The 23,363-nt window shown below is 75.0% G+C and carries 18 protein-coding genes; 13 read left to right on the forward strand and 5 right to left on the reverse strand.

Features of this window, described 5'->3' with window-relative positions; translation table 11 throughout:
• Positions 1-20: 20 nt before the first annotated feature.
• The 9 genes from ACFZBX_RS14815 (at position 21) to ACFZBX_RS14855 (ending at position 10,668) form a co-directional block, all read left to right on the forward strand.
• The gene (locus ACFZBX_RS14815) at positions 21-1,232 is read left to right on the forward strand and encodes an ROK family protein (RefSeq protein ID WP_391534125.1); all 1,212 of its coding nucleotides are present in this window, start codon (positions 21-23) and stop codon (positions 1,230-1,232) included.
• Between the two features lie 55 nt (positions 1,233-1,287).
• On the forward strand, positions 1,288-2,871 hold the full coding sequence (locus tag ACFZBX_RS14820; protein ID WP_391534126.1) for an ABC transporter substrate-binding protein: 1,584 nt from the start codon (positions 1,288-1,290) through the stop codon (positions 2,869-2,871).
• 18 nt (positions 2,872-2,889) lie between these two features.
• On the forward strand, positions 2,890-3,834 hold the full coding sequence (locus tag ACFZBX_RS14825) for an ABC transporter permease (protein WP_391534127.1): 945 nt from the start codon (positions 2,890-2,892) through the stop codon (positions 3,832-3,834).
• A 3-nt stretch (positions 3,835-3,837) separates the two neighbouring features.
• Positions 3,838-4,698, forward strand: coding sequence for an ABC transporter permease (locus ACFZBX_RS14830; protein WP_391534128.1), 861 nt, complete (start codon positions 3,838-3,840; stop codon positions 4,696-4,698).
• Complete coding sequence (locus ACFZBX_RS14835) at positions 4,695-6,371, forward strand: ABC transporter ATP-binding protein (protein WP_391534130.1); 1,677 nt, start codon at positions 4,695-4,697, stop codon at positions 6,369-6,371. Before ACFZBX_RS14830 ends, ACFZBX_RS14835 begins: the two co-directional genes overlap by 4 nt.
• Positions 6,368-8,725, forward strand: coding sequence for an arylsulfatase (locus ACFZBX_RS14840; protein WP_391534131.1), 2,358 nt, complete (start codon positions 6,368-6,370; stop codon positions 8,723-8,725). The genes ACFZBX_RS14835 and ACFZBX_RS14840 overlap by 4 nt, the downstream gene beginning before the upstream one ends.
• A 92-nt stretch (positions 8,726-8,817) precedes the next feature.
• Positions 8,818-9,453, forward strand: a complete 636-nt coding sequence (locus tag ACFZBX_RS14845) for a 4'-phosphopantetheinyl transferase (RefSeq protein WP_391534132.1) — start codon at positions 8,818-8,820, stop codon at positions 9,451-9,453.
• Between the two features lie 15 nt (positions 9,454-9,468).
• Positions 9,469-10,125, forward strand: a complete 657-nt coding sequence (locus ACFZBX_RS14850; protein WP_391534134.1) for a hypothetical protein — start codon at positions 9,469-9,471, stop codon at positions 10,123-10,125.
• A gap of 42 nt (positions 10,126-10,167) precedes the next feature.
• Positions 10,168-10,668: an NADAR family protein gene (locus ACFZBX_RS14855; protein ID WP_391534135.1), complete on the forward strand. Its 501-nt coding sequence runs from the start codon at positions 10,168-10,170 to the stop codon at positions 10,666-10,668.
• A gap of 6 nt (positions 10,669-10,674) precedes the next feature.
• On the opposite strand, the gene ACFZBX_RS14860 is transcribed toward ACFZBX_RS14855, so the two are convergent.
• The gene (locus ACFZBX_RS14860) at positions 10,675-11,241 is read right to left on the reverse strand and encodes a response regulator transcription factor (protein WP_391534137.1); all 567 of its coding nucleotides are present in this window, start codon (positions 11,239-11,241) and stop codon (positions 10,675-10,677) included.
• Positions 11,242-11,492: 251 nt separating this feature from the next.
• On the opposite strand from ACFZBX_RS14860, the gene ACFZBX_RS14865 reads away from it, so the two are divergent.
• Entirely contained in the window at positions 11,493-12,077 is a 585-nt protein-coding gene (locus tag ACFZBX_RS14865) for a hypothetical protein (protein ID WP_391534139.1), read from the forward strand.
• A 21-nt stretch (positions 12,078-12,098) separates the two neighbouring features.
• Positions 12,099-13,364, forward strand: a complete 1,266-nt coding sequence (locus ACFZBX_RS14870) for a sensor histidine kinase (protein ID WP_391534141.1) — start codon at positions 12,099-12,101, stop codon at positions 13,362-13,364.
• On the opposite strand, the gene ACFZBX_RS14875 is transcribed toward ACFZBX_RS14870, so the two are convergent.
• On the reverse strand, positions 13,336-14,304 hold the full coding sequence (locus ACFZBX_RS14875) for a polysaccharide deacetylase family protein (protein ID WP_391534143.1): 969 nt from the start codon (positions 14,302-14,304) through the stop codon (positions 13,336-13,338). The genes ACFZBX_RS14870 and ACFZBX_RS14875 overlap by 29 nt on opposite strands.
• 201 nt (positions 14,305-14,505) lie before the next feature.
• Here ACFZBX_RS14875 and ACFZBX_RS14880 point away from each other — a divergent pair, with 201 nt between their 5' ends.
• Positions 14,506-16,077 (forward strand): CehA/McbA family metallohydrolase, encoded by a 1,572-nt coding sequence (locus tag ACFZBX_RS14880; RefSeq protein ID WP_391534145.1) that lies wholly within the window; start codon positions 14,506-14,508, stop codon positions 16,075-16,077.
• A 249-nt stretch (positions 16,078-16,326) separates the two neighbouring features.
• Positions 16,327-16,812 carry a hypothetical protein gene (locus ACFZBX_RS14885; RefSeq protein WP_391534147.1) on the forward strand — a complete coding sequence of 162 codons (486 nt, stop codon included), beginning with the start codon at positions 16,327-16,329 and terminating at the stop codon, positions 16,810-16,812.
• Between the two features lie 258 nt (positions 16,813-17,070).
• On the opposite strand, the gene ACFZBX_RS14890 is transcribed toward ACFZBX_RS14885, so the two are convergent.
• The 3 genes from ACFZBX_RS14890 to ACFZBX_RS14900 all read right to left on the reverse strand — a co-directional run bounded on the left by ACFZBX_RS14890 (position 17,071) and on the right by ACFZBX_RS14900 (position 23,360).
• The gene (locus ACFZBX_RS14890) at positions 17,071-17,667 is read right to left on the reverse strand and encodes a sigma-70 family RNA polymerase sigma factor (protein WP_391534149.1); all 597 of its coding nucleotides are present in this window, start codon (positions 17,665-17,667) and stop codon (positions 17,071-17,073) included.
• A gap of 261 nt (positions 17,668-17,928) precedes the next feature.
• Positions 17,929-19,062, reverse strand: coding sequence for a S8 family serine peptidase (locus ACFZBX_RS14895; protein WP_391534151.1), 1,134 nt, complete (start codon positions 19,060-19,062; stop codon positions 17,929-17,931).
• A gap of 926 nt (positions 19,063-19,988) precedes the next feature.
• Complete coding sequence (locus ACFZBX_RS14900; RefSeq protein ID WP_391534153.1) at positions 19,989-23,360, reverse strand: right-handed parallel beta-helix repeat-containing protein; 3,372 nt, start codon at positions 23,358-23,360, stop codon at positions 19,989-19,991.
• Positions 23,361-23,363: the final 3 nt, after the last annotated feature.

Genomic DNA, 23,363 nt, shown 5'->3' on the forward strand with positions numbered 1-23,363 from the left:
AACTCCGCGAAGGACGGCCGATGTTCACCGAGACCACCAGCACGAACGCCCGGCCGCACCGCACCGGGGACGGGCGGCGGGACGTCAACGCCGCCGCCGTCCTGCGGACGGTGCTGGACCACGGGCCGGTGGCCCGCAGCCGGGTGGCGGCGCTCACCGGGCTGAGCCCGGCCGCCGTCTCCCGCCAGGTGGTCGACCTGGTCCGGCTCGGACTGCTGCGCGAGCGGCCCGAGTTGGCCGCCCCCGGCGCCGGGGCGGTCGGGCGGCCACAGCTGCCGGTGGACGTGGACACCGGACGGATCGCGGTGGCCGGACTGCACATCGGCCTGCCGTTCACCACCTTCGCCTTCCTCGACCCGCGCGGAAACGTCCTGCACCGCCGGGAGTTGAGCAACCGGGGCCGCACCGGAGCGGCCGTGCTGCGGCCGCTGCTGGCGCGGCTGCCCGGGCTGCTCGACGCCGTACCGGACGGCCGCACCGTGGTCGGCCTCGGCGCCGTCACCGGCGGCGCGGTCGACCGCGAGCGAGGACTGATCTCCCGTCATGATCCGCTGGAGTGGCGGGACCTGCCGCTCGGCGGGCTGCTGGCCGAGGCCACCGGGCTGCCGGTGCAGGTGGACAACCACGCCAGGGCGCTGGCCCAGGCGGAGATCCTCTTCGGCCACCCGGCGGCCCGGCGCTCGATGGTGCACCTGTTCGTCGGCCATGTGGTGGACGCGGCCCTGGCCGTGGCCGGCACCGTGCACGTGGGCCCGGCCTCGCCGACCGGGGACGTCGCCCACCTGCCGGTGCCGGACAGCGACGCGCTCTGCCACTGCGGCCGGACCGGCTGTCTGGCGGTCGCCGCCTCGGACACCACGCTGTTCGAGGCGGCGGCGGCCGAGGGGATCGTCGAACGGCCGGACCGCGCCGAACTGGTGGCCGCCGTCCGGGCCGGCCACCCCGGGGCCGACCGGCTGGTGCGGCGGCGCGCGGAGACCATCGGCCGGGCGCTGGCCCTGCTGGCCGATGTCGTCAACCCCGACCTGCTGGTGCTGACCGAGCACTTCGCCGCGCTCGACCCGGCCTATCTGGACGTGGTGCGCACCGAGTTCGCGCGCCGCTCACGGCTGCGGCGGGACGCCGAACTGGTGGTCGCCCAGCGGCGCGGCGCCGATGTGCTCGCCGTGGCCGCCGGATCGGCCGCGCTCGGCGCCCTGTACGCCCGCCCGGTGCACGCCCTGACCGGCTGAGCCCCCTCCCACATCACCGACCCCGCAACGCCCCTTCCCGCAGAGGACCCCACTCGTGACCCGCAACCCCACCGCCTCCCCGCTCTCCCGCCGGGCGCTGCTCCGCGGCGGCCTCGCCGGCGCCGGCCTGCTGACCCTGGCCGCCTGCCGCTCGGCCGCCGACACCGCCACCGGCCGGGCCGCCGGTGACACGGCGGGCCCGCGTCGCGGCGGCGTCCTCACGGTCGGCACCGGCGTCGACTTCACCCCCGCCCTGCTGTTCGCGCAGAGCGCCAACACCCTCGTCCAGCGCCTGGTCTTCAACACCCTGACCCGCTACGACGACCAGCTGAAGCCGCAGCCCGAACTCGCCACCTCCTGGGAGGTCGCCCCGGACGGCACCGCCGTCACCCTCAGGCTGCGCGAGGACGTGACCTTCCACAGCGGCCGCCGGTTCACCGCCGACGACGTCGTCTTCGCCGTCAAGAACCTCCAGAACCCGGCCCGCTCCGCCCAGTTGCGCTCGACCGCCGCCGCCGTCACCGACTTCCGCAAGAACGGCGACTTCGAGCTCACCCTCGTCCTCGCCCACCCGGTGAGCAACCTCTTCGACCTCTTCGAGTTCATGATCATCCCGGACTCCGCCACCGTCGAGGAGGCCTTCGCCGGGACGAAGCTGGTCGGCACCGGCCCCTACACCTTCACCGAGCGCAAGCCCGGCAGCTCGATCACCTTCGCCCGCAACGCCTCCTACTGGAACCCCGGCCGCCCCTACCTGGACGGCGTCGAGATCCGGGTGATCCCCCAGTCCGAGTCGCTGCTCTCCTCCCTGCGGACCGGCCAGACCCACCTGTCCTACAGCGTCCGCGGCAAGGACGTCGCCACGCTGAAGAGCGACCCGCAGTTCCGCATCACGCCCTACGACACCGGCTCCGGCGCCCACTACATCGGCGTCAACCTCACCGCCGAGCACGTCAACGACAAGCGGGTCCGGCAGGCCATCGCCTGGGCCGTCGACCGCGAGCGCCTCGTCCAGCAGGCGCTCGGCGGTTACGGCACCGTCTCCGCGACGCCCTGGCCCAGGTCCTCCCCCGCGTTCGCCGCGGACGCCTCCGCCCACTACCGCCACGACCCGGACCGCGCCCGGCAGTTGCTCAAGGACGCCGGGCTCTCCGGGATCAGCCTGCCGTTCGCGCACAGCAACGACCCCGGCAACACCGCCATCGCGCAGATCCTCCAGTACGACCTCCAGCAGGTCGGCATCCAGACCGTGCTGCAGCCCACCGACTCGCCCACCATGCAGAAGCAGCTGATCGCCCAGACCATGCCCGCGCTCTGGACGCTCAGCCACGGCTTCGCCCAACTCCACCCCGCCACCCTGGCGGTGAGCGCCTACCCGTTCAACGAGGCCAAGAACAGCTCGCACTTCGGCTCGCCCGCCTACACCGACATCGTGCAGCGCGCCTGGAAGCGGCCGGACAGCGACAGCCCCGAGGCCAAGGAGCTCTACCGGCAGATCACCGACGTCCTGCTGGACGAGCAGTTCGTGATCGACCTCGCCATCGCCGGCCTCACCGAGGTCGCCGGCGGCAAGGTCCGCGGCGCCACCCTCAACAAGTTCGGCTACCTCAACCTCGACGACGCCTACCTCACGGCCTGAGCGGACGGCCCGAACCCGATGCGAAGCTTCCTCCTCAAGCGACTGCCCTCCGGGCTGCTCGTCCTCCTCCTCGCCTCCTTCCTGGTCTTCCTCATCCTGCGCCTGATCCCGGGCGACCCCGCCACCACGCTGGCCGGCCCCGACGCCGGACCGCAGGCCGTCGCCGCGATCCGCGCCCGGCTCGGCCTCGACGAACCGCTGCTGTCCCAGTACCTGCGCTGGCTCGGCGACCTGCTCACCGGCGACCTCGGGCCCAGCTACTCGATCGGCGGCCAGGTCGCCGACCTGATCGGCGACGGCCTCGGCGCCACCCTCCAACTGACCGCCGCCGCCCTGCTGCTGGTCGTCGCGCTGGCCCTGCCGCTCGGCGTGCTCGGCGCCACCGCGAAGCGCCGACCGGTCGCCGCCGCCGTCCGCGCCTTCACCACCGCCGTCCTGGCCGTACCGCCGTTCGTCACCGGCGTACTGCTGGTGCTGCTGTTCGCGGTCACCCTCGGACTGCTGCCCGCCGGCGGCCACGAGTCCCTGCTCGACGCCCCCGACCTCGCACTGCAGTACCTGCTGCTGCCCGCCGTCTGCCTCGCCCTGCCCAGCGCCGCCGTGCTCGCCCGCTACCTCACCGACGGCATCCAGCGGGCGCTCGCCGAGGACTACGTGCGCACCGCCACCGCCGTCGGCGTCTCCCGCCGCCGGATCGTCTGGCGGCACGCCCTGCCCAACGCGCTGCCCTCCGCCGTCACCGTGCTCGGCCTGCAGATCGGCCACCTGGTCGCCGGGGCGGTGCTGGTCGAGCGGATCTTCGCCTGGCCCGGCCTCGGCCAGCTCGTCGAGCAGGGCGTGCTGCGCCGCGACTACCCCGTGGTGCAGGCCCTGCTGCTGCTGATCGTCGCCGGCTACGTCGCCGTCCAACTGCTCACCGACCTCGTGTACGTCTGGCTCGACCCCCGGATCCGGTGGGAGTAACCGATGACCGCCCTGACCGCCCCCGCCCCGGCGCGCCCCGCGCGCGCCGCCGTCCGCAACCGGTACCTCGCCGGGCTGCTCACCGTCCGCGGCCTGACCGGGCTCGCCCTGGTCGGCACCGTGGCCCTGGCCGGACTGCTGGCCCCGCTGCTCACCGACCTCGACCCCAACGCCCAGGGACCGCTGGCGCTCGCCGGGCCGAGCGCCGAGCACCCGCTCGGCACCGACGACCTCGGGCGGGACCTGCTCAGCCGGGTCCTGCACGGCATCACCACCGACCTGGCGCTGACCTTCGGAGCCGTTCCCGTCGGTGCGCTCGTCGGCTGCTCGCTCGCCCTGCTGGCGGCCACCCACCGCTGGGCCGACACCGCCGTCCAGCGGGTCTTCGACCTGGTGCTCGCGTTCCCCGGGCTGATCCTGGCGCTGGCCGTCACGGCCGTGCTCGGGCCGGGCCGCTGGCCGGTGTTCATCGTCATCGCGATCGCCGAAGTACCGCTGTTCGGGCGCCAGTTGCGCTCCGGAATCCTGGTCCAGCGGGAGCGCGAGTACGCACTGGCCGCCCGGGTCGGCGGCGCCTCCCGGGCCCGGGTGCTGCTGCGGCACGTGCTGCCGAACGCCGTCGACCCGCTGATCGTGCAGACGGCGGTGGCGCTGTCGGTCGGCGTGTTCATCGAGGGCGCGATGAGCTTCCTCGGACTCGGGGTGCGCCCACCGGAGCCGACCCTCGGCTCGATCCTCAGCCAGTCCGTCTCCTACCTCGCCACCCACCCGACCTTCGCGGCCGCCCCGCTGGCCGCGACCACCGCGCTGGTGCTCGGCTTCACGCTGATCGCCGAGGCCCTGAACCGGGGGATCCGCCGATGACCAGCCCGCCGCCCCGCGACGACCGCACCGTCCTGCGGGTCACCGACCTCACCGTGGCGTTCGACGCCACCACCGCCGTGGACGGCGTCGGCTTCGACCTCGCCGCCGGGGACACCCTGGGCCTGGTCGGCGAGTCCGGCTCCGGCAAGTCCACCACCGCGCTCGCCCTGCTGCACATGCTCCCCGCCGGCGGCCGGATCACCGGCGGCTCGGTGGAGCTGTCCGGCCAGGACCTCGCCGCCCTGCCCGAACACGCCCTGCGCGCCGTGCGCGGCCGGCGGATCGCCATGGTCTTCCAGGACCCGATGTCCTCGCTCAACCCGGTCCTCACCGTCGGCAAGCAGCTCGACGAGGCCCTGCGCGCCCACGGCACCCGCCCCGACAAGCGGCAACGTGCCGCCCGCGCCGTCGAGTTGCTCGACCTGGTCGGCATCCCCGACGCCGCCGGCCGGCTGCGCGACCACCCGCACCAGTTCTCCGGCGGCCAGCGCCAGCGCGTCATGATCGCCCTCGCGCTCGCCAACGACGCCGAGGTGCTGGTCGCCGACGAACCCACCACCGCCCTCGACCCGACCGTCCAGCAGCAGATCCTGCGCCTGCTCACCCGGATCAACCGGGAGACCGGCACCGCGCTCGTGGTGATCAGCCACGACCTCGGGGTGATCGCGCAGACCTGCCGCCGGCTGCTGGTCATGCGGCACGGGAAGGTGGTCGAGTCCGGCGACACCGCCGACGTCCTCACCGCCCCGCGGCACCCGTACACCAAGCAGTTGCTGGCCGCCGTCCCGCGTCTGGAGGCGCCCTCGGAGGCCGCCGCCAACAGCGCGCCGGGGGCCGAGCCGCTGCTCACCGTCACCGGCCTGCGCAAGACCTACGGCTCGCGGCGGCGCACGGTCACCGCGCTGGACGGCGTCGACCTGGCGCTGCACCCCGGCGAGACCCTCGGCCTGGTCGGCGAGTCCGGCTCCGGGAAGTCCACACTGGCCCGCGCGCTGGTCCAGGTGCACTCCCCGAGCGGCGGCGGGATCCGCTTCCGGGGAGAGGAGTTCGGGCGGGGCGGCGAGCGGGCCGCGCGGCGCGAGGTGCAGCTGGTCTTCCAGGACCCGTACGCCTCGCTCAACCCCCGGATGACCGCCGGGCAGATCATCGCCGAACCGCTGATCGCCCACGGCCTGGGCGACCGGCCCGCGCGCGCCCGGCGGGTCGCCGAACTGCTGGAGCAGGTCGGCCTCGACCCCGACAGCGCCGACCGGCACCCGCGCGCCTTCTCCGGGGGCCAGCGCCAACGCATCGGCATCGCCCGGGCGTTGGCCCCCGAGCCGAGCGTGCTGATCTGCGACGAGCCGGTCTCCGCGCTGGACGTCTCGGTCCAGGCCCAGGTCCTCGACCTGCTCGCCCGCCTCCAGCGCGAACTCGGCCTCGCCCTGCTGTTCATCGCCCACGACCTCGCGGTGGTCCGCCAGGTGAGCCACCGGATCGCCGTCATGCACCACGGCCGGATCGTCGAGACCGGACCGGCCGACCGGGTCGTCACCGCACCCGAACACCCCTACACCAAGCAGCTGTTGGCCGCCGTCCCGCGCCTGGGAACGCCGCGCCCGGACGCCACGAACCCGGACGGCACGGACCCGGACGCCCGGACCGCCGTCCTCACCACCCGGAGCACCGCATGACCGACGCCCCCGACACCCCCGCCGCCGCCCCCGACGCGGCGCCGTACCGCGACCCCTACGCCGGCTTCCCCGGCACCGTCGGCCGCACCTTCCGCGAGTCCACGCCCGCCTGGCCGCAGCGGGTCCGCCCGCGCGAGGGCGCGCCCAACGTCGTCGTCGTCCTGGTCGACGACCTCGGCTACAGCGACATCGGCCCGTTCGGCGCCGAGATCCCCACCCCGGCCCTGGACGGCCTCGCCGAGCGCGGCGTCAAGCTCGCCAACTACCACACCATGCCGCTCTGCTCCCCCGCCCGGGCCGCCCTGCTCACCGGCCTCAACCCGCACCGGGTCGGCTACTCCTTCGTCGCCAACGCCGACCCCGGCTTCCCCGGCTACGGCATGGAGATCGCCGACGACATCCCCACCCTCGCCGAGCTGCTGCACGACGCCGGCTACGCCACCTACGCCGTCGGCAAGTGGCACCTCACCCGCGACTCCGCCTCCAACGCCGCCGACGACCGCGCCAACTGGCCGCTGCAGAAGGGCTTCGACCAGTACTACGGCGTCCTCGAAGGCCTCACCAGCCTCTTCCACCCGCACCAACTCGTCCGCGACAACAGCCCGCTGGACCTCGACGAACTCCCCGACGACTACTACTACACCGACGACATCACCGACCGCGCCATCGACATGGTGAAGGCGCTGCGCGCCCACGACACCGACAAGCCGTTCTTCCTCTACCTCGCCCACAACGCCGTGCACGGCCCGTTGCAGGCCAAGCCCGAGGACCTCGCCCGGCACAGGGGCCGCTACGACGGCGGCTGGGACGAGCTGCGCGCCGCCCGGTTCGCCCGCCAGCTGGCCGCCGGCCACTTCCCGCCCGGCACCGAACTGCCGGAGCGCAACACCGAATCCGGCCACGAGGTCGGCCCCTGGAGCGACCTCACCCCCGCCCGGCGGCAGCTCTACGCCCGCTACATGGAGGTCTACGCCGCCATGGTCGACAACGTCGACCAGAACCTCGGCCGGCTGCTCGGCACCCTCGAAGCGCTCGGCGAACTCGACAACACCATCGTGGTGTTCACCTCCGACAACGGCGGCACCGGCGAGGGCGGCGCCGAGGGCACCCGCAGCTACTTCAGCCGCTTCGTCCACCACCCGGCCCTCCCCGAGGACTGGAACCCCGACGTCGAGCGGGAGATCGGGCTGATCGGCGGCCCGCGCTCGCTGGTCCACTACCCGCGCGGCTGGGGCATGGCCTCCAACACCCCGTTCCGCCTCTACAAGGGCCAGACCCACGCGGGCGGCGTGCGCGTCCCCTTCGTGCTCTCCTGGCCCGCCGGCCTCCCGCGCGCCGAGGGCGACCCCGGCGTGCGCACCCAGTACCAGTACGTCACCGACCTGCTGCCCACCCTGCTCGACCTCGCCGGCGTGGAGCGGCCCGAGCGGCGGCGCGAACAGGCCGTGCAGTCGCTGGACGGCTTCACCTTCGCCTCCGTGCTGCGCGACCCGGACGCCGGCTCCACCCACCCCGAGCAGTACTGCGAGATGACCGGAAACCGCAGCTACTACCGCGACGGCTGGAAGCTCGTCACCCTGCACCGCCCCGGCACCCCGTACGACGACGGCGAGTGGGCGCTGTACGACCTGCGCACCGACCCCACCGAGATCCACGACCTGGCCGCCGAACACCCCGACGTGGTCAAGGAGCTGTCCGCCGCATGGGAGGCCGCCGCCTGGCGCAACGGCGTCTTCCCGCTCAGCGACGGCGGCGGCGCCCTCGCCCGCCGCCACCCCGACGACGCCAGGCTGCGCCGACCGCTGCGGCTGCTCGCCGGCACGCCCGAACTGGAGCGCTACCGCTCCTCGCGGCTGATCTCCTTCCGCTCCTTCGCCATCGAGGTCGAACTCGCCGGGCACGGCGCCGGGGACACGGGCGTCCTGGTCTCGCACGGCGACCAGGGCGGCGGCTACAGCCTCTACGTCGAGGACGGCCGGCTGCACCTCGCCTACAACCAGTACGGCGAGCTGTTCGAGGCCGACGCCGGACCGCTCGCCCCCGGCGCCCACCTGGTCACCGTCGAGGCGACCGCCGTGGCCGGCCTGCGCTGGGAGTTCCGCGTCCTGGTCGACGGCGAGGAGACCGGCCGGCTCGGCCCGGTCCACCAGCTCATCGGCATGGCCCCGTTCCAGGGCATCAGCGTCGGCGTCGACCGCAGGTCCCCGGTCTCCTGGCCGGTGTACGAGCGCCACCGCGCGTTCCGCTACAGCGGCGGGCTGCGCGCCGTCACCTATCTGCCCGGCGACCCCGCGCCCGAGGACCCCGCCGTCGTCGCCCGCGCGTTGCGGGAGGCCGCCGCCGCCTTCGAGTAGGCGATCGTTCAACCAGGGGATCATCCGTCAGATCATCACGCTATCCTCCGGATGGCTCGTGTCATCCGTCGTCCGTCCTGTCCGGGGGAACAGTGATCAACGAAATCCTGCCCGAATCCGTCGTGGTCGAGACCGCCTACTCCGACCCGCCCGAGGCCCGCCTGGAGCCCGAGGAGGAGGCGGTCATCACCCGCGCCGTCGAATCGCGCCGCCGCGAGTTCACCACCGTCCGGCACTGCGCCCGCCGCGCCCTCACCCGCCTCGGCGTCCCCTACCGGCCGCTGCTCCCCGGCCTGCGCGGCGCCCCGGGCTGGCCGGAGGGCGTCGTCGGCTCGCTCACCCACTGCGCCGGCTTCCGCGCCGCCGCCGTGGCCCCGGCCGACACGGTCCTCTCCCTCGGCATCGACGCCGAACCCGCCCTCCCCCTGCCCGACGACGTCCTGGACACCATCGCCCTCCCGGCCGAGCAGCGGCGCAGCGCGGCCCTCGACGCCGAGCAGCCCGGCCTCCCCTGGGACCGCATCCTGTTCAGCGCCAAGGAGTCCGTCTACAAGACCTGGTTCCCGCTCACCCACCGTTTCCTCGACTTCTCCGAGGCCGACATCACCCTCCGCACCGACGGCACCTTCACCGCGACCATCCTCGTCCCGACGCCCCTGCCCACCCTCGAAGGGCGCTGGCGCGTCCACGACGGCCACCTCGCGACCGCCATCACCGTCCTGCGGTAGGCGGCGGAGGCATCGTTGCGGGACGGCTTCTCCGACGGGTTCTTCACGCGGCTCGCGCGCGACACGCATCCGGTGGACCTGATGTGCCGCTATCTGCTGCACGGCTCGGTCGAACGGATCCCCGGTCTGGCGGCCGACCGGGAGACGCTGTCGTTCGACCACCTGAGCCGCCGTGTCCGCCCGGAGCACCGCTCCCGCCACGACGACGCGGACACCTTCTCCCTCCACATCAGGAGGAAGGTCGGCGGGCGGCTCTTCGGTGTGGAGTTCCGTCTCCACTTCGTCGCCGGAGAGCCCTCCGCCGACGCGGTGATCCCGTTCGGCACCCCGGTCGGCCTGCCCCGGTTCCTGCACCGCCTACGCGCGAACCACGGCTCGGCGGGGGCTCCGGGCGACTGGGACTTCGAGGTGTACACCGACGTACGGGATCTCCGTGAGAGCGTCGTGCTGTTCGGCAACCGCCGCGAGGCCTGGTTCCAGGTCGACCGGGGCCGGCCGGTGGTCGGCCGGCTGCACGGCAACCGGTTCGGGGGGCACGCCCGGCTGCACGCGGGAGGGGTGATGTTCCCCGACCGCCTCGCCGCCGTCGACGGCGTCACCGCCGAGGCGCGGGCGTACCGGCGGCACGTGGCCAGGCTGCGCGATCCGCTCCCCCTGCGGGCGGCGCGGTGAGCCGGGGAAACCGGTTGCGGACGCGGCCCGGCGCCTGGGATCGTGCGAACCCCGCGCGAACCCCGCTACTGCGACGAGGCCTGGATGACGATCTACTTCTACGGCGCGGACGAAGTCCCCTACGGCTGCTTCTCCAACTTCTCCGCGCACGACCTGGAGCTCGACGGGCACCTGTGGCCGACCTCGGAACACTACTTCCAGGCCCAGAAGTTCCCCGGCACCCGTCACGCCGACCTCATCCGCCGGGCCGGCACACCGCTGCGCGCCGCCGAGCTGGGCCGCGACCCCTCCAGGCCGCTGCGGCGGGACTGGGAGCGCGTCAAGGACGACGTCATGCGCCGCGCCGTGGCGGCCAAGTTCCAAGCGCACGCGGACATCCGCGGCATCCTGCTGTCCACCGCCGACGAGGAGATCGTCGAGGACACCGGCACCGACCACTACTGGGGTCGCGGCAGGACCGGGACCGGGAAGAACATGCTCGGCCGGATCCTGATGCGCACCCGCACCCGGCTCCGTGCCGAGGCGCGGGAGCGCTCCGGCTGAGGACCCTCAGATCCACCCGTGGCGGTGGGCCCGCCGGAGGGCGGCCGACGGGTGGGCGGCGCCGAGTTTGGTGGTGGCCGAGGTGAGGTGGCGGCGGGCGGCCTCCGCCGGGAGGGGGACGGGGGCGCCGGCGGCGGTGAGGTCGAGGACGTCGAGTTCCTCGGCGGTCAGGACCGTGGTGTCCGGGGCCAGGGTGTCCGGGTGGATGTAGCGGCGGCCGCCGTGGACGGTGCGGACGGCGTGGGCGAGGTCGGCGGCGGAGACGCTGCGGGGCAGGAAGGCCCCGGCGCCGGCGCGCAGGGCGCGGCGGAGGTCGCCCGGGCGGTCGTGGGTCGTCATGATCACGGTCGGGCAGGCCGGCAGCGGTGAGCCGTCGAGGCCGGGCGAGCGCAGCGCGAGGACGGCGACGTCGGGGCGACGGTGCGCGGCCAGGGCCAGTGCGGCCGGGGCGGAGTCGGCCTCGGCGACGACGGTCAGGCCCTCCTCCAGGGCCAGCAGGGCGGCCAGGGCGGCCCGGCGGACGGGCTCGTCGTCGGCCAGCAGGAGGCGGAGGGCGGGGAGGCGCTCGGTCATGCGGTTCAGCCTTCCAGCGGCGCCGGGGTGACAGAAGTGCGACTACTCACCGAGGGTCATGAGATTCCTCAGCGGCGACCCCTGAGAAATGTCATGACGGCCGGTCACGCACAGCGCGGCCCCGGCGGGAAGCCCACAGGTCGGGGCAGAGGTGGGGCCGGGGGCTCATGCTCCTGGGACAACGGCGGAGGGAGGGTGGGAACAGGCCTCCGGAGACCGAAGCGGGGCCAAAGTAACTACGGAGAGTAACAATGAGTAAGGAAACCGTGAGCGGCTCGCCCGATCTGGTCGTCACCGCGCACTTCTGGGAACCCGGCGGGGTGCTCGGCCGCCTGCTGGCGTACGGCTTCATGACCAGTGCGGCGACCGTCCTGGTCCCGGACCCGCCCGAGGAGCTGTCCAGTCCCTGGCAGCGCTACCTCGTGCGGATCTCCCCGGCGCCCGGAGCCGATGACACCGCCGACACGATCCTGGCCGGGGGCATCGGCCTGGCGGCGCTCGACGGAGAGGGGGTCCGCACGGCAGGGGCGGTGCTGACCCTGGTCCGGCCGACGCGGTTCGAGGTCCCTGTCGTGACCTCCACGCCGGCCGGGATCGCCGCACTGCTGATCCGCCATCACGGCGACCTGTGGGCGGCCTACGCCGAGCTCGGCCTGCGGGTGGTGCGTCCGAAGAGGAAGGGGCCCGGCGCGCCGGACACCTGGTGGCTCGGCCCCGCGACCGCTGCCTTCGTCCACTCCGACGTCAAGGCGTTCGGCTGGGGCCTCTGTTGTTCCAGTCCCATTTGCCGGGACGCGGAGTGGAAGAGCGCGTATCCCTCCGATGCAGCGGCCTGACCGGACCATGGAGCGACCGCGATGACCACCGCGACACTGCAGCACCTGTCCCAAGACGCCCGGGGCGAAGCGAACGGGCGGCCCATCGGCTGGCAGGACGTCGCACTGGCGCTCGCGGCCGTCATCCCCGAGCTGTTCTACTTCGGCAGCGCGATCACTCCCGGGACGCCCGGGGACCAGCTCCTGTTGATGGCCCTGCTCGCCCTGGGCGAGGTCGTCGCGCTGCTGCTGCGACGGCTCCGGCCGGTGGCGGTCTTCGCCGCCGTGTGGGTGATCTCCACCCTCTCCGGCGCGCTGTCGCTGGCCGGTTCCCTCGACTACGTGCCGTGCTTCGGCCTGATGATCGCCCTCTACACCGTCGCCGCACAGTGCAGACGTGCCCTCGCGGTGACGGCCCTGGCGCTCACCTTCGTCCCCCTGGGGCTGGGGCTCGGCTACAGCATCGTGACGCGCCCGAGCTCCGTCGCCGTCGCCGTGCTGGTCGCCAACCTCGCCTTCTACATCCCGGTGACGCTGGTGGTCTGGGGCTTCGCCCTGATCAGCCGGTCCGCCGAGGAGGCCGCCGAACGCCACCGGCAGGAGATCGCCGAGTCGCGCCGACGGGTCACCCAGGAGCGGCTGCGGATCGCGCGGGAGCTGCACGACATCGTCGCCAACGCGGTGGCCGTCATGGTCATGCGGGCCGAAACCGCGAAGGTCACGGCGTTCGAGGATCCGGCACGCGGCGAGGCGTTCGGGCAGATCGAGAACCTGGGGCGGTCCACCATGGCCGAGCTGCGGCACATGCTGCGCCTGCTGCGCACCTCGGAGACGCCGGTCGAGGAGGGGTACACCCACGGCCTGGGCGACCTGGACCGGCTGCTCGCGGACATCCGTGAGGCCGGCGTCCTGATCTCGCTGGAGACCAGGGGAACGCCGCTGCGGATCGACGACAGCGTCAGCCAGACCGCGTACCGGCTGGTGCAGGAGGCCGCCACCAACATCACCAAGCACGCCGGTCCCGGAACCAGCGCCGTCGTGCGGATCACCTGGGACCAGGCACTGCTCATCGAGGTGGTGGACGACGGCGCCGGGCGCCCGCCGGACGGGAAGCGCGAGCTGTCGACCGGGCACGGGCTGCTCGGGCTGCGCGAGCGGGTGGCCCTGTACGGCGGGCTGCTGAGCGCGGCTCCGTACGGCCCCGGGTTCCGGGTGGCGGCGGCGCTGCCGGTGTCCACGGCGGCCTCCCCGGCCCTGGCCGGCGGTGCGCGGACCGGCGTCAGCGGAAGGCGTCGGAGAGACGGGTGAAGGTGCGGCCCGCGGCCAGCAGGGCGGGGAGGGCGGCGGCGACGCCGCGGGCCGTGCCGGAGGCGGGCCGGTTCATGTGGGCGATGACGATGTCGCCCGGCGCGGCGCCGGCCAGTTCCCGCTGGACCTGGGTGGCGGGGAGGGTGGCGCCGCCGTCGGCGTTGGTGCTGAATCCGGCGATCCGCTGGCCGAGGTCGGCGGCGATCAGGGTGGCGACGTCGTCGTAGTGGGCGGTGCCCGAGCGGAAGAAGCGGGGCGGGTGGCCGAGGAGGGCGGTGAGCTTCGCCAGGTTGCCGGCGATCTCGTCGTGGACCCCGGCGGGGTCGCGGGTGCCGGCGATGCCGTAGGCGGAGCGGCCGACGACGGAGAGGGGGCGGTGGGTGGTGCCGTGGTTGGCGATCTCGAACAGGGGGTCGGCGGCGAGGTCGTCGAAGACGGCGGGGTTGGCGTCGATCCAGCGGGCGTTGAGGAAGAGGGTGGCGGGGACGTCGTGGGCGCGGAGGGTGTCGACGAGGGCGGCGTCGTAACCGGAGCCGCCGGAGCCGCCGCAGGCGTCGAAGGTGAGGGCGATGGCGGGGGCGGCGGCCTCGGGGAGGGTGGTGAGCACTCCGGGGACGTCGAGGCCCCAGGCGGTGGGGACGGCGTCGGCGTAGCGGGCGGCGACGACGGCGCGGGTGGGGAGGGCCGCGTCGGGCACGGCGGCCGGGGTGTCAGGAGTGGTCGGGGTGGGCGTGGGGGTGGGTGTGGGGGTGGGCGTGGGGGTCGGGGTGGGTGAAGGCGTGGGGGTGGGTGAAGGCGTGAGGGTGGGCGTCGGGGTCGGGGTCGGACCGGCCGTGCCGGGCGGCGCGGCGGCCGGCGGCTGGGCGGCCGGTCCGGGCGCGCAGCCCGCCAGGGCGGTGCCGGCCGCCGCCGCGAGAAGGGCCCGCCGACTGAGTGCCATGAAAAGCTCCGAACCTGTCCGACCGTCAGGGACCACCGATCCACGCCCCTCCATTCAGGGCCGCCGTGCCCGCCCGTGCAAGCGGGCGCGGCCTTCACGGGGCCGCCGCACGGCCGTGGCGCCCGGCTCACCGGGGGTTCACCGGGAAGGGTACGAGACTCCGCTGACATCCCGACATCCCGGCGAGAGCGGAGGCTTCCGATGACGGAGCACAGGCACGACGACAAGGCGTTGCCGGGCCGGCGCGGGTTACTGGCGGCCGGGGCGCTCGGCGCGGTGGCGGCGGCCACGGCGACGGCGACGACGGCGGGCGTCGCACAGGCGGCGGACGGGGCCGCCGGGGCCGAACGGACGATCACCCTGACCGGCAAGCTGCCGACCGGTGCGCCCGACTTCGTGTACCTCCCCTTCGACGTCCCGGCCGGCGTCCGCGAGATCGCCGTCTCCTACCGGTACGACAAGCCCCCCGTGCCGCCCGGCACCCCGGGCAACTCCTGCGACATCGGGCTCTTCGACGAGCGCGGCACCGAGCTCGGCGGGCGCGGCTTCCGCGGCTGGTCGGGCGGCTTCCGCACGGAGTTCGCGGTGAGCCGGGAACAGGCCACGCCCGGCTACCTGCCCGGCCCCGTCCGCCCGGGCCGGTGGCACGTCGTGCTGGGCCCGTACCAGGTGGCGCCGCAGGGGCTGGAGTACCGGGTCGACGTGACGCTGCGGTCCGGCGCGCCGGGCGGCGAGTTCACCCCCGCCTACCCGCCGGAGCGCGCCCGGGGGCGCGGGCGGGCCTGGTACCGGGGCGACTGCCACCTGCACACCGTGCACTCCGACGGCCGCCGCCAGCCCGCCGAGGTGGCCGCCGGCGCGCGCGAGGCGAAGCTGGACTTCATCGTCTCGACCGAGCACAACACCACCTCCGCGCACGGCGTCTGGGGCCCGCTGGCCGGCCCGGACCTGCTGATCGTGCTCGGCGAGGAGGTGACCACCCGCAACGGCCACTGGCTGGCGCTGGGGCTGCGGCCGGGCCAGTTCGTCGACTGGCGCTACCGCTCGCGCGACGAGGCCTTCCCCCGGTTCGCCCGCCAGGTGCGGCGGCAGGGCGGGCTGGTGGTGCCGGCGCACCCGTACTGCCCGTACGTCGGCTGCCAGTGGAAGTTCGGCCACGAGGACGCGGACGCCGTGGAGGTGTGGAACGGCCCGTGGACGTACGACGACGAGTCGGCGGTGGACACCTGGGACGCCCAGCTGGCGGTGGCGCTGCGGGAGGGGCGGTCCTGGCTGCCCGCGATCGGCAACAGCGACGCGCACAGCGTCCCCCAGGTGATCGGCTCGCCGCACACCGTCGTGTTCGCCGAGGACCTCGACCGGGACGCCGTCCTGGACGGTCTGCGCGCCGGGCGCAGCTGGATCGCCGGGTCGGCGGCCGTGCAACTGGACTTCACCGCGACCGGCGACGGCCGGCAGGCCGGGATCGGCGGGGAGCTGGCCGTGCCGGCGGACGCGCCGGTGGACGTCCGGCTCGATGTAGCCGGGGTGCCGAACGGCACGGTGCGGTTCCTGACCGACGAGGGCCAGCTGCACCAGGAGTCGCTGCCGGCCGACGGCGCGGGCACGGTGGTGTGGCGGACCACCGCCTCGCTCGCCGCGTACGTCCGGGCCGAGGTGCGGCACCCGAGGGCGGACGGGTCGCCGGGCCGGGGCAACTCGATGGGCCCGGAGCTGCCGTGGGGACCGATGGCGGCGCTGACCAATCCGATCGCGCTGCGGGTGCGGAGGTAACGGGGAGGCGGCCGGGGAGCGGGGGCGCGGCGAGGAGACGGCGAGGAGACGGCGCGGGCACGCGGGAGGTCCGGGGAGGGGAGGACTCCGGGGTGTGCGGTGGACTAGGTTGATCTCCGACAGCAGTCACTCGATATCTCGATATGACGAGACGGTCGGCTGTCCGTACGGCCGGGTTCGCCCCGGCCCGCTCCGGCCGTCCCGCCCCGGCTCCCCGTCCGTCCCCGGCCCGCGAAGGGATCAGCAGCTGTGAACCGTACGACCGTAGGTGGGCCGGAGCTCGGAGGCGGACGGGGGGCGGGCAGCGTGGTCGTCCTCTCCGACCCGGCCGCCGGCGCCGGGAGCGGCGCGGTCGCCCCACTGGTCGCGGACGCACTCTTCCCGAGCGTCCACCTGCGCGCGGAGGACTTCCGGCGGGCGGTCCGGCAGGGGTACGTGGAGGCGGACCGGCCGGAGGCGCGGCGGCAGAACGTGACCGCGCTCGCGGCCACCGCGCAGGCGGCCTTCGCGTTCGCCTCGGGCGGGTACCAGGTGGTGGTGGAGGGCTCGGTCGCGCCGACGGCGCTGGACGCCTTCCGGCGGGAGAGCCGGGCCACGGGAGCGGCGCTGCACTACGTGGTGCTCAACGGTGGCGCGGTGGCGGAGGCGGACGGCTCGGCCACCGACGACGCCGGGGTGACGGCCGACACGGTGCTGGCCGGACTGCGGCGGGGGGCCTACCTGCTGGGGTGGTGACCCCGCTCCACGGGGTGTGGGCGGCCCGCCGGTCCGGGGTGACCGGGGGGCCGCCGCTGCGGCCGGGCGCCCCGGCGTCCGCGCTCCCACAAGAGCGGAGGCCGAGGCGGCCGGGGGGCCGGCGCCCGCACGGGGGACGGGCGCCGGCGGCGGTGCCGCCACCCTGGTCTACGGGCGGCGGGGCGGGAACGGTTCACCGCGTTCCGCTTGCGGGCCTCCCGCCCCGGGCGGGAGGCCGTCGGTAGCGGTGGCAGGCCGTCAGCCGGCCCAGGCCATGCCGTGCGCCACCAGGATCGGCCGCAGGGCGCGGACGGCGTAGAAGTTGCGGGACTTGACCGTGCCGACCGGCACCCCCAGCACCCGGGCCACCTCGGCCATCGACCGGCCCTTCATGTGCAACTCGACCAGCACGTCCCGGTGGTGGGGCTGGAGCTCGGCCATCGCCGCCGCCATGTCCCGGGCGACGAGCACCTCGTCGTACGGGTCGTGGCTGCCGGCGTGGTCCTCCGGGGACTCGTCGGCGACCTCCTGGGCGCGGGCGGTCTGCATCCGGTAGTGGTCGATGGCGATCCGGCGCGCCACCGTGAACAGCCACGGGCGGCTGTGCTCGGGCCCCCGGTGCATCGCCGCCGGGTTCTGCCAGGCCCGCAGCAGCGTCTCCTGGACGATGTCCTCGGCCTTGCCGCGGTCGCCGCTGGTCACCCGGAGCATCGCGCGCAGCAGGTAGCCGCCGTGCAGCCGGTACAGCTCGGCGAGGATGTCCTGGTCCAGGGTGGGCCGGGGGGCCGGCGGGGCGACGGGCCCCCGGGCTTCCTCGGTGGTCGTCCCGGCGTGGGCGGTAGCGTCGATGGCCACGGCTGTTGAGCCCCTTACAACGTTCGTCATTCGTCGGTGCCCCGGTCGGCGGTGTGGTCGGGACCGGGGTCGATCGCTGTCTCGTCGCGCGGGGGCAGGCCACGGCGGGCGGGCCGCTCTCCCGGACACCGCCACGCTTGCAGCCGCCGCCAACGGCGGACCAACGGCCGCCCAACGCGGGCGCGCGGGGTCGCGTTGGCGGGGCGTTGGCGGGGCGTTGCGGGGCATTGACCGAGGACCGTTGTGTACCGGCCGGGGCCGTTATTCCGGGCGGCGGCCGACCCGGTTCCGCCCGGCGCGCACCGCGGCCGCGGCCAGGCCCACCAGCGCCGCACCGCCCAGGCTGACCCCGGCGACCGCCGACGCCAGCCGCCGGGCCGAGTGGTCGGCGGGCGGCGGGACGACGACCGGCTCGGCGGCCATCGGCGCGCCGGGGGCGGCGGAGGCGCCCGTGGCGGCCACCGCCGCCATCGGGTCAACGGTGCCCCAACCGACTGTCGGATCGGGCAACGCCGTGCCGGGCCGGTAGGCGGTCGCCCGCAGCCGGTCGGCGAGCTGCTCGACGGTCAGCTCCGGCGTCCGACCGAGCACCAGGGCCGCCGCACCGGCCACCAGCGCGGCGGCGTAGCTCGGGCCCGAGGCGGTGAAGGCACCGCCGCCGGGGCCGACGGCCAGCAGGCCCTCGCCGGGCGCCGTCAGGTCCACCCGCGAGGCCCTCCCGGCCGGGGCGGCGGGGGCGGCCGGTGCGGCGGACGCCTGGCCACCCGCCGGGGAGCCGTCCGCCGAGAGCGCGGCCACCGCGAGGACGCCGGGGTACGCGGCCGGATACACCGGGACGGCCACCGACTGGCCGTCCGGGCCCGTCGGCGCGACGAGCAGCATGCCCTTGGCGGCGGCGTAGCCGACCGCCTCGGCCAGCGCCGGCGCCGGCTCCGCGATCGGCGCCGCGACCACGGCGACCCGGGCGCCGCCGTCCGCCGCCGCGCGGATGCCCTTGGCGAGCAGGTCGGCGTTGGTGCTCCCGGCGTCGTCGGTGACGGCCACCGACAGCACCTTCGCACCGGGCGCGAGGCCGGAAGGCCCGCCGTCGGCCGTCCGGCGGCCGGCGATCAGGCCCGCGAGGACGGTGCCGTGCCCGACGCAGTCCCGTCCGGCGTCACCCTCCCCGTGGAAACGCGGCCCGAGGGCGAGACGCCCCGCCAGCACCCCGGCCCCCGCCCCGGCCGAGGCATCCACCCCGGACCCGATCACCGCCACCGTCACCCCCTCCCCCCGGCTCAACGGCCACACCGCCTCCGGCCGCAGATACGTCTGCCCCCACCCGGCCCGGTCCGCCGCCCGCCCGGACGGCTTCCGGCACCCGTTCTGCCGCACGTCCGGCAAGGTCTGCGCCATCACCGGCACCTCCCCCGCCGCCCCCGGGGTCTGCCCCGGCGTCGCCATCGGCAGGCCCGTCGACGCGGCAAGGGGAACCCCCGGCGAACCGGCGGCGGAAAGGGCTCGCGCTGTCGGCGGAACGGCGGACAACCCCAGCGCGACCGGCACAGCGGACCGCCGGAGGCCGGACCACACACTCACCCCGACAGAAGGCTCCGCCACCACCGACGACGAGTCCCCGGCGGCCGGCGCAGCGGGCCGCCGGGGCCCAGACGACGCACCAGGAGGCCAAGCCCCCACCCCCGGCGCACCCACCCCGGCGAGCGGCTCCGCCACCGCCGACAGTGCGGCCGCAGCGGGCGGCAAAGAACCGAACGGCGAGACCCCCACCGCCGACGCAGCAGGCAACTCCGCCGCCACCGACGGCACAGCCCCGGCAACCGGCGCAGCTGGCTGCCGGGGCCCCAACGACATACCAGGAGGCAAAACCTCCACCCCCGGCACATCCATCCCGGCAAGCGGCTCCGCCGCCGCCGACGGTGCGGCCTCGGCGGCCGTATGCGACCTCACCACCGACGTAGCAGCGGGCGGAAGCCCCGCCGATACGCTCCCACCCGCAGTCCCCATGACTGACGACGGCAGGGCGATGCCGGACCGAGTCTCCTGCCCGATGGGCACCAGCGCTCCCCCACCAAGGCCTGCCAGCGGCTGCGCGGAGAACGACGGGGTGGGTGGCGGTACGGCGACAGCCGCCGGGGCCGCCGATGGGGCGAGGGCCGCGAGGCCGCAGGCCATCGCGGCGACCGCCCGGCGCCCCGGGTGGCCCGGGGCGCCGGGCCTGCCCGGGTGGCCCCGCGACTCCAGGACCCCCGCCTCGCCGACCGGAAGGCCCGGACGGTGCGGGGGGTGCGCGAGGGGGGCCCGGGGGGTCGGGGAGGCCGGGGTCATGCCGGGGGGCCGGAGGGGTCGAGGGTGATGTCCTCGGGGAGGAGGAGGCTCAGTTCGGACAGGTCGGCGATGTCCAGGCGGCTGAGGCGGCCGGCTTGGCGGGTGATCATGCCTTCCAGGGTCTGGCGGGCGAAGCGGCCGTTGCCGAAGGTGCGGTCGCGGGGGACGGCGGCGAAGAGGTGTTGGAGGGTGGCCAGGGTCTCCGGGGTGCAGGTGTAGCCGGCGGAGTCGGCGTGGTTGCGGACGATGGTGACCAGTTCGGCGTCGGTGTAGTGGCCGAAGTCGATCTGGCGGGAGAAGCGGGAGGCGAGGCCGGGGTTGGAGGAGAGGAAGTGCCGCATCTCGTCCTCGTAGCCGGCGACGATCACCACCACCTCGTCGCGGTGGTCCTCCATCAGCTTCATCAGGGTGTCCACGGCCTCCTGGCCGAAGTCGCCGCCGCCCCCGTGCCGGGGGGTCAGGGTGTACGCCTCGTCGACGAAGAGGACGCCGCCGCGGGCGCGGTCGAAGGCCTCCTTGGTGAGCTGCGCGGTGTGGCCGACGTAGCGGCCGACCAGGTCGGCGCGGGCGGTCTCGACGAGTTGGCCGCCGGGCAGGACGCCCAGTTCGGCCAGCAGCCGCCCGTAGAGCCGGGCGACCGTGGTCTTGCCGGTGCCGGGCGGGCCGGCGAAGACCAGGTGGTGGCTGATGGTGGCGGTCGGCAGGCCGGCCTCCTCACGGCGGCGGACCTGGCGGATCAGGTTCACCAGGTCCTCGACCTGGGCCTTGGCGGCGGGCAGGCCGACCAGGGCCTGGAGTTCGGCGAGCGGCTCGGTGCCGTCGGCCTCCTTGGCGGGCGGTTCGAGTTCGACGCCGACGTCCCCGGGGACGAGCAGCGCGAGGTCCTCGTCACTGATCTCGCCCTGCTCGGCGAGCCGGGTGGCCTGCCGGTCGACCATCTCCTCGAAGACCTTGCGGGCCGACCGCCCATTGCCGAAGTCCTCGCCGCGCGGCATCCGTTCGAAGAGCAGGGTGAGCGCCGCGCCGGTGCCCTCGGCCAGCCGGTAGCCGTGGCCGGCGGCGGCGCGTTCGACGATGGTGACCAGTTCGTCGACCTCGTAGTTGGCGAACTCGACGGTCCGGCTGAACCGGGAGGCCAGGCCCGGGTTGCTGGCCAGGAAGTCGCCGATCTCGGCGGAGTAGCCGGCCACGATCACCACCACGTCGTCCCGGTGGTCCTCCATCAGCTTGACCAGGGTGTCGATCGCCTCGCGCCCGAAGTCCGGTCCCGAGCCGGAGCCCGAACCGGCCGAGAGGGTGTAGGCCTCGTCGATGAACAGCACGCCGCCGAGCGCCTGCTGGAACACCTCGGTGGTCTTGATGGCCGTGCCGCCGATGATCGAGGCGACCAGGTCGGCGCGGGCGACCTCGGTGAGGTGGCCGCTGCGCAGCACGCCCAGGTCGGCGAGGATCGCGCCGTAGAGGCGGGCGACGGTGGTCTTGCCGGTGCCGGGCGGGCCGGCGAAGACCAGGTGGCGGCCCATCGGGAGGGCCGGCATGCCGGCCAGTTCGCGGCGGCGGGCCAGCTTGTTGAGGTTGACCAGGGTGGCCACCTGCTCCTTGACGCCGGCCAGGCCGACCAGCGACTCCAGCACCTCCAGCGGTCCGGGCGGCGCCTCCGGGGCGGCCGCGCGGGCGGGCTCCGCGCCCGCCTCGGCGGGGCCGCCGCCGGCCGCGGCGGGGGCTGCGGCGCCCTCGGCCCCCGGCGCGCCGGGGGCGGCCGTCGCGGTGCCGTGCGCGTCCGGCAGCCCGTTCTCCTCGCTGGTCAGCTGCTCCACCGCGAGCCGCTCGTTGACGGCGGTCTGCCGCAGGCCCGAGCCGCGGTTGCGGGCGAGCGTGCAGCCGGTGAGCCGGACGGCGTCGGTGGAGTCGAGGCGCACGCCGTCGCCGGTGTTCTCCACCGCCTCGACCTGGGCCAGTACGGCCCGGCCGCCGGCGCCGATCCGCACGCCGTGGCGGCGGTTGCCGTGGGTGCGGACCCGGGTGCAGGTCAGCTCGCCGCCGTCGTCGACCGCGAGGCCGTCGTCGCCGGAGCCGCTGATCTCGCAGTCGCGCAGCGCGGCCCGCCCCACCTTGCCGACCAGCACACCGCCGCCCCTGGAGCCGCGCACCACGGCCGCGCCGAGGAAGGTGTCCGCGCCGTCGGCGATCCGCACCCCGGCCCGCCCGGAGTCCAGCACCTCGACGCCCTCCAGCCGGCCCCGGCCGTCGCGCAGCGCCTCCACGCCGTCGGCTCCGGCGCCGGTGACGGTCAGGTGCCGCACCCTGGGGTTGGCGCCGCCGCCGATCGACAGCCCGGCCCCGGAGACGTCCCGGATCTCCAGCCGGTCGATGTCGGCCGCGCTCTCCTCGGCCAGTTCGACGCCGGCGCCGCCGCAGTTGCGCACGACGGTGCCCTTCAGGACCGGCCCGGAGTGCTCCCCGACCCAGAGGCCGGTGCCCTCGGCCTCGGCGACCTCGCACTGCTCGAAGTGCCCGCGCGAGCGGCCGGTGATGTGGATGCCGTGGCCGGCGGTGCGGGCGGTGGTGCAGCGGCGCAGCTCCGGGTCGGTGCCGGCGGCCAGCGCGATGCCGTGGCCGGTGGTGGCGCTGACCGCGCAGTCCTCCAGCACGACCCGCGCCTCGGAGCTGATGTACACGCCGATGGTGGTGTCGCGTACGGCGGTGCGCACCAGCCGGGTGGTGGATCGCTCCTCCAGGGCGACGGCGGGCTTGTCGGTGACCGAGATCTCGCAGTCCTCGAAGGTGCCGCGGGCCTCGCCGTTGGCGCAGACGCCGTTGCCGCGGGCGTCGCGCAGCACGCAGTTGCGCAGCAGCGGATTGGCCCGCTCGCCGACCACCACGGCCGAGGTGCCGAGGTGTTCGATGACGCAGTCCTCGATGACGCTGGTGCCGGTGGAGGTCTCGACGATGCCGGCGCCGGCCGGGTTGGTGACCCGGCAGTCGCGCATGGCGAGCGAGCCCTGCTGACGGGTGAGGACGGCCGTCCAGGAGCTGCCGACCACCTCGCAGTCGGACAGCGCGGCCTGTCCGCGCGGCACGTCGACGGCGGGCAGTTCCTCGTCCTGGCCCTGTACGACCAGGCCGGTGAGCTGGACGGCCTCGGCCACCACCTGGACGACGCAGCCCCGCCGGGCGGTGATCCGGACGCTGCCGCGCGGCTCCTCGGCGGTGATGGTGACCATCTTGGTGATGACCAGGTTCTCCTCGTAGCGGCCGGGGCGGACGGAGATCACCGCCCCGCTGCGGGCCGCCGCGAGCGCGTCGCCGATCGTGCGGTACGGGCCGCCCCGCTGCTCCGGGCACACCGTCAGCACATGGCGCGACATGGC

Source organism: Kitasatospora sp. NPDC008115 (assembly GCF_042957205.1).
Taxonomy (GTDB): domain Bacteria; phylum Actinomycetota; class Actinomycetes; order Streptomycetales; family Streptomycetaceae; genus Kitasatospora.

Excerpts from the sequence above, each read along its gene's own strand:
- ACFZBX_RS14895 (WP_391534151.1), bottom strand. The coding sequence starts at position 19,062 with ATGGCGCAGACCTTGCCGGACGTGCGGCAGAACGGGTGCCGGAAGCCG.
- ACFZBX_RS14865 (WP_391534139.1), top strand. The coding sequence starts at position 11,493 with ATGAGTAAGGAAACCGTGAGCGGCTCGCCCGATCTGGTCGTCACCGCG.
- ACFZBX_RS14840 (WP_391534131.1), top strand. The coding sequence starts at position 6,368 with ATGACCGACGCCCCCGACACCCCCGCCGCCGCCCCCGACGCGGCGCCG.
- ACFZBX_RS14860 (WP_391534137.1), bottom strand. The coding sequence starts at position 11,241 with ATGACCGAGCGCCTCCCCGCCCTCCGCCTCCTGCTGGCCGACGACGAG.
- ACFZBX_RS14835 (WP_391534130.1), top strand. The coding sequence starts at position 4,695 with ATGACCAGCCCGCCGCCCCGCGACGACCGCACCGTCCTGCGGGTCACC.
- ACFZBX_RS14900 (WP_391534153.1), bottom strand. The coding sequence starts at position 23,360 with ATGTCGCGCCATGTGCTGACGGTGTGCCCGGAGCAGCGGGGCGGCCCG.
- ACFZBX_RS14830 (WP_391534128.1), top strand. The coding sequence starts at position 3,838 with ATGACCGCCCTGACCGCCCCCGCCCCGGCGCGCCCCGCGCGCGCCGCC.
- ACFZBX_RS14880 (WP_391534145.1), top strand. The coding sequence starts at position 14,506 with ATGACGGAGCACAGGCACGACGACAAGGCGTTGCCGGGCCGGCGCGGG.
- ACFZBX_RS14875 (WP_391534143.1), bottom strand. The coding sequence starts at position 14,304 with ATGGCACTCAGTCGGCGGGCCCTTCTCGCGGCGGCGGCCGGCACCGCC.
- ACFZBX_RS14815 (WP_391534125.1), top strand. The coding sequence starts at position 21 with ATGTTCACCGAGACCACCAGCACGAACGCCCGGCCGCACCGCACCGGG.
- ACFZBX_RS14825 (WP_391534127.1), top strand. The coding sequence starts at position 2,890 with ATGCGAAGCTTCCTCCTCAAGCGACTGCCCTCCGGGCTGCTCGTCCTC.
- ACFZBX_RS14870 (WP_391534141.1), top strand. The coding sequence starts at position 12,099 with ATGACCACCGCGACACTGCAGCACCTGTCCCAAGACGCCCGGGGCGAA.